At 46.7% G+C, this 5,752-nt stretch carries 4 protein-coding genes; 3 read left to right on the plus strand and 1 reads right to left on the minus strand.

Translation table 11 applies throughout. From position 1 onward, the window contains the following. A partial coding sequence (locus G497_RS20230) for an IS30 family transposase (protein ID WP_156908107.1) occupies window positions 1–341 on the plus strand: 341 nt, incomplete at its 5' end. A gap of 336 nt (window positions 342–677) precedes the next feature. On the opposite strand, the gene G497_RS0112410 is transcribed toward G497_RS20230, so the two are convergent. After that, the gene (locus G497_RS0112410; RefSeq protein ID WP_156908108.1) at window positions 678–1,163 is read right to left on the minus strand and encodes a hypothetical protein; all 486 of its coding nucleotides are present in this window, start codon (window positions 1,161–1,163) and stop codon (window positions 678–680) included. A gap of 437 nt (window positions 1,164–1,600) precedes the next feature. Between G497_RS0112410 and G497_RS0112415 the strand changes: the two genes are divergently transcribed. Together G497_RS0112415 and G497_RS18115 are read left to right on the plus strand one after the other, a co-directional pair. Beyond that, window positions 1,601–5,410, plus strand: coding sequence for a hypothetical protein (locus G497_RS0112415; RefSeq protein WP_027188380.1), 3,810 nt, complete (start codon window positions 1,601–1,603; stop codon window positions 5,408–5,410). A 125-nt stretch (window positions 5,411–5,535) separates the two neighbouring features. Further along, window positions 5,536–5,752, plus strand: a 217-nt coding sequence (locus G497_RS18115) for a transposase (RefSeq protein WP_034637895.1), incomplete at its 3' end; no start/stop codon positions are given.

Raw genomic sequence — 5,752 nt, forward strand, 5'->3', positions numbered from 1 at the left:
TCCTTGGACTTTTGAGTCCCATCAAGGAATATGTGCACACCATCACCTATGACAATGGCAAGGAATTCAGCTACCACGCTGAGATTTCCAGCAAGCTTGAAGCCAATGGTTATTTTGCCCACCCGTATCACTCTTGGGAACGTGGACTGAATGAAAATACAAACGGGCTTCTACGCCAATACTTTCCTAAGGGGGTAAGCCTTGCAGATGTTACCAAGAACAGAATTGTCGAGGCAATGTGCCGCTTAAACTGGAGGCCAAGAAAGTGCCTGGGGTTCAAAAACCCCTATACAACTTTTTGGGAATACGCTAACAGTCAAACAGCGGGTGTTGCACTTTGAAGTTGAACCCGCGAAGATAAAGTAGATTGCCTAGTGTCTTGTGGTCTATAGGAGCGTTATCTTTTGATTTGGCATTCTCCTTCCAGTAGTTTTCTTCAGCCTGGAGAAAGTCAAATGCCCTAGTTGTCAATTGGAGTTGTCTTTCAAGCCAGGCGACAATGTTCATTTTGCCTGTGAACTCTAAGTTGAGCCAAGGCAGGGCTAACATTACACCGGGCCTGCAATATTTCAGGTACCCATATTCCGTTCCTATCTCGTCATCCATCCAGCTCATCTGCATTCCCCCCTACGGAAACAAATTCTATCGTTCCAGTTCATCAAACAGGTGGTCTTCCCTTATTCTTCCGGCTTCCACTCCAGAGCTTCACGCAGGTCACGGGCCAGGGCTTTTGCGCTTTCCGTAATGCCGCCCCTGCGCCATTCCCTATCAATGCTTAACCCCAACAAAGCTCCGGGGGCAGCCCGCACAATGGGGGCAACTGTAAGGTCGTGTTGCACTTTTTCACGTAGTGCTTCCACGGCCTTTTTCCATTCTGCTGCGGGGGGGTAACTAAGGCCGCGTTGGTAGAACTCTGCATTGCCCCGCATGGCATCCAGTTGTGTGGTTAATGTGCCAAGGGCCTGCTGGGCAGCCAGGGTGTTTTTCACCATTTCGGCGTATTCTTTGGCATCTTCTGCGGGGTCTGCTGGCTTGTTTGGGTCTATTGTAATGGCTTTTTCGGCAGCTTGTACCCTTGCTTCAAGGTCCTTACGTGCTGCTTCCATGCGGGCATCATCGTTATTGGGGGCTTGAGGTATTGCAGTTCCTGCAATTGTTTGCACTGTTATTTCCTCCTTTTTGGATGGAGAAAAAAAGAAGCTTCCAATGGCAGTCATAACGGTGAGTAATACTATAACGTTAAAAATTTTGCCCAATGCACCTGTTTTTTTTGTCATTGTTTACCCCGTGTGGTGTGTCCTGGTAGTTTTGTTGCCGTCTTTCTGTTATCACTGCGCTATGGCAACAAGTGGTCAGCCGTAGCTTGTGTGGGGGCACCTGCCCCATTCGGGGTAACACGATAGGGATGGCAGTGCCCATGGTTCCCTCGTTCACGGCTGTATATCTTAGGAAAAAATAGCCAGTGTGAGTATACGAGAAATAAGGATAAAATCAAATAGGCTATTTTGCAGGCAACAGCATTTTTGATTGTTGCCAGCGTTTGTTTGGGTGGGGTATACTCCATGTGAATTAAGGCAATACTTCTCTATAAGGGGCTTCTATGCTTGAACTGCGTGGTTCTGACATTGCACTGCTGAAAGATACCTATTTGCGTCAAATGGTGGAACGGCTTTGCCTCGCAGAGCTGCAAAGTAGGAACTGTCCGGTGTCCGCCTTACAAATGGGAGGGCACGAAGATGAGGGAGATGGAGGCATTGATGTGCGCGGTGCCTTACCAGATGTATCTTTTCAGTTCGATTTTATCAAACGTTCGGATACCGGTTTCCAGGTAAAGATGATGGATCTTGCCGACAAGGCTATTATTCATGAGATGCGCCCCAAAGGGCCTTTGCGTGATTCTATACAAGATTTGGCCGCATGTGGTGGGGCGTATGTAATTGTAAGTGTAAAAGCCAATTTGACCGATAGCAAGCGAACGAAACGAATCACGGCCATGCGTGAAGCGGTGAAGGATTGTGCACATAAAGACAAACTGGATCTCAAATTTTATGATCAGAATGACCTGGCCAGATGGGTGAACCAGTACCCTGGCGTAGCCATGTGGTTGCGCGACAAAATTAATAAACCGTTGAATGGTTGGCAAGGGCTAAAGAACTGGTCCACACCCAATAGCGATGAGAAACAGCCATTTCTGCTTGATGCCGCTCCACGTCTTTTGCATTCTGAGAAAGATCTTTCCACGGAGGAGGGAATACAGGCGCTCCGCAACTGTTTGAGGAAGCCACAAGCTGCACTCCGGCTTGTGGGGCTTTCCGGTGTTGGGAAAACAAGACTTGCAGAGGCACTGTTTGATGCTGCAATTGGTAGCGAACCGTTAGATGAATCTTTGGTCATGTATACAGACCTTGGGCGGACGCCAACCCCTACCCCTGATGCGATGCTCGATTACCTTGTGGCGAATCAGATGCCCACAGTGCTTATTATGGATAATTGTCCTCCCAAAACGCACAGGTTGCTGAAGTCCCTATGTGCATCAGCAGCGAATAAAACTGTGAGTGTACTCACTATAGAGTATGATGTGCAGGATGAGGCAGATGAAGAGGATGCTGTTTTTCGAATAAAGCCGTTAACAGCGGATGTGGCGACTGAGGTACTCAGACAGCGATACCCAAAGCTGTCTTTGATGGATGCACGTCGTATTTCAGTGCTTGCAGGGGGCAATGCCCGGCTGGCTCTTGCCATTGCCAAGGCCACCAAGAAAAGTGGCTCACTTTCCAAATTTTCAGATAGCGAGCTGTTTGAGCGTTTGTTTTGGCAGGGCAATGAGATAAATGAGGAGTTGCTTCGGGTTGCTGAAGCCAGCTCCCTTGTGTACTCATTTTGCGCGGATACAAAGGGAGAAGCCCCGGAAGAATTAGGAATTATCGCTAGTTTGGCGGGTATTCCAGAAGATACATGTTATCGATGTGTTCGGGATTTGAGAAAAATGGAGCTGGTTCAGTGCCGTAGTGCTTGGCGGGCGGTATTGCCCCATGCTTTGGCAAATAGACTTGCTGCACAGGCCTTGCAGTATATTCAGCTCAGCACAGTGGAAAATGCGTTGATTCACAACGCATCCGAGCGGTTACGCAAGTCTTTTGCCCGCAGGCTTGGGTACTTGCATGATTCAGAAGAGGCGCAGCAGATTGTCAAGGAATGGATTGCCCTGTGGCGAAAAAACTTGAGGCAACAGCCCCCACCTTGGGATATTGTGATGTTGGTAGCCCCTGTATTGCCGTATGAGACGTTGGCTTTGCTTGAGGACGCTTTGCAATGCTACCCCATGTTGTTACAAGAAGAGAGTTCCCTGTATATCAACAAAATTGCAGATTACCTTTGCCATTATGCGTATCATGAAGAGACTTTTGATGTTGCCATACAGCACCTGGCAAACATTGCAACTCTGCACCACTCATGGGAAGACACTCTTTCTCATTTTTTTCAACCGTATTATTCCTGTACTCTCGCGACGCAGCAACAGCAGCTTGCAATTATTGCAGAATGGTTAGCAACCAAGGATACGGTTCTCCATTCTTTTGCCTATAAGGCAATAAAATGCACTTTACGGACATGGAATTTTTGGATTACCCACCGGGCTGAATTTGGGGCCAGGCCGAAAGGTTATGGATATGGGCCAAAAGATGCACAGAGGCAGGAGTGGTATGCAAATGGTATTCGCTTTGTTGCAGAGTATCTTGAGGTTGAAAATCCGCACTACCAAACCATGCGTACAATCTTTGCAGAGGCCTTGCCTGGGTTATGGCAAAAAGTAAGTTGTTATGATGAACTTGAACGTGTTGTGGCGCAACTCTGCTCAACAGGGTACTGCGAAGATTTATATTTGGCAGTAAATAAAACACTTGCAGCCCTTGCAGAGCAAGAAGCCAAGGCAGAGGTTGAGTTACAGCGCATTCAGGCGTTATGTATTCAATTAGAACCTAAAAATCTGTTGGATGAGGCACGCCTATTTGTGCTTACACCTAGCCTTCAGTTAGTCAGTTTTTTAAAAAACACCAGACAGATTAAGGACAAGTATAGCCAATATATTTTAGAGGAAGTAAAGAAGATTGGTGCCCAGTGTGCCTCTCAACGTGACACTACGCTTGAATTATTGTTGCCAGAAGCAATGAGCCGAGGAAAAGGAAACACCCGTGTGTCATTTGGAATTGGACTTGCTGAAGGTGCTTTGGATTATCAAGATATCTGGAATAAGTGTGTTGCAGCTCTTTCTTTGGTTCCGGAAGGGGAGCGAGATGTATTGGTATTAGTGGGGTATCTCAATAGAATAGTGTCGAAACAGCCGCAACTGGCAAGCTCTTTTCTTGATATGGCTTTGGAACACCCGGTTCTCATCCTGTTCCTGCCAAAATTGCAATTTGCTGTCGGAGCTGATGAAAAGTGTAAAGCTCGTCTACTTACTGTTCTTGAGGAGCAAAAAGTAACTCCAAATCAATTTGATGAAATGCTCTGGACTCCTTTCATTGAGCAAGTAGACCCGCAAATCCTTCGAGATATTTTGCTTGCACTTTCAGCTTTGAGAGGCGGCTATGCAGCGGCAGTGAATATTCTTGCTTTACATGTGAATATAGAGCGCAATGAAAACCGTACTTTACCAATTGCTCTTCTTGAATGTGGTAAAGAACTTATTGCACGAATGGACTTTGTTGATAGCGAGTTGAACAGGGATGCTGAATTTAGAGTGAATTTTGCCACACTGATTAAGGTATGTTTAACAGGAGAATTCAACAAAAATTTATTGAAGAATATGGTGCAGAAATTTTTGATGGCACTGAATGCAGGAACCATCAGTTCATATTCACAAAACGACTTCATTGAAGCTATTTTTAAAGCGCAGCCAATGCACTCACTCAATTTGCTTTTGGGGGAGCCGCAAGCTCAATTTTTAGTCTATCTCCTCTCATGGCAGTGCCAACCGGAAACTCCAGACTACAAAAATCCATTTAGCAATTTTACTGCTACAGAGCTTCTTGATTGGGCAGCCGGAGACCCATTGATTCGGTACGCTCGGCTTGCCGAAATTGTCCCTCTATGGGGTATAAATCCAGAAGCGGCGGATGTCGCTAAGAGCAACGTGTTTTCACCACTAATAATGGGGATTATTGAAGCTGTTCCTGAGCAAGAGCAAGTGCTCAGCATAATTGAAGCCAGAATGATTCCACTCTTCTCATTCGCTGGGACAAAGGCTACGACCATTGAAAACCGAGCCACAGCCCTGCAAGCTCTCATGGCCCACCAAGATCCGTCTGTGGCATCGTGGGCAAAGCTATTGCTAAAGAAGCTCAAGGGCATAATAAAACAAGAGCGAGAAAGAGAAAAAGATAATAATAACAGAGAGGAACGCTTTGAATAGTGGCAGGGGAAGTGGTAGGATAACGTACGGTATTTTTCGCACATTCTAAAAATGACGTAGCCCGCCAAGTCGGTTAGTTTTGGTCATCGCCAAACAACCAGCTAACCAACAAGGAAGGGCTACAGATGGATGGTATCAAGGAGACGGGAAAAAAGAAAGTTTCAGTTATCGCTGTGGACGAGCAGGAACTGCGGTCGCACGTTTCTGAGGTTGTGCGCCAAAGTGTAGAAGAAACGTTGAATGGTTTGCTAGATGCAGAGGCCGACGCCCTGTGCCAAGCCAGCCGGTATGAGCGCAACGCGCAGCGTGCCAGTACTCGTGCAGGCCATTATGAGCGGGATT

Origin of the sequence: Desulfovibrio cuneatus DSM 11391, from assembly GCF_000430005.1 — a bacterium.
GTDB classification, from domain to species: Bacteria; Desulfobacterota; Desulfovibrionia; order Desulfovibrionales; family Desulfovibrionaceae; genus Frigididesulfovibrio; species Frigididesulfovibrio cuneatus.

Excerpts from the sequence above, each read along its gene's own strand:
- G497_RS0112415 (WP_027188380.1), top strand. The coding sequence starts at position 1,601 with ATGCTTGAACTGCGTGGTTCTGACATTGCACTGCTGAAAGATACCTAT.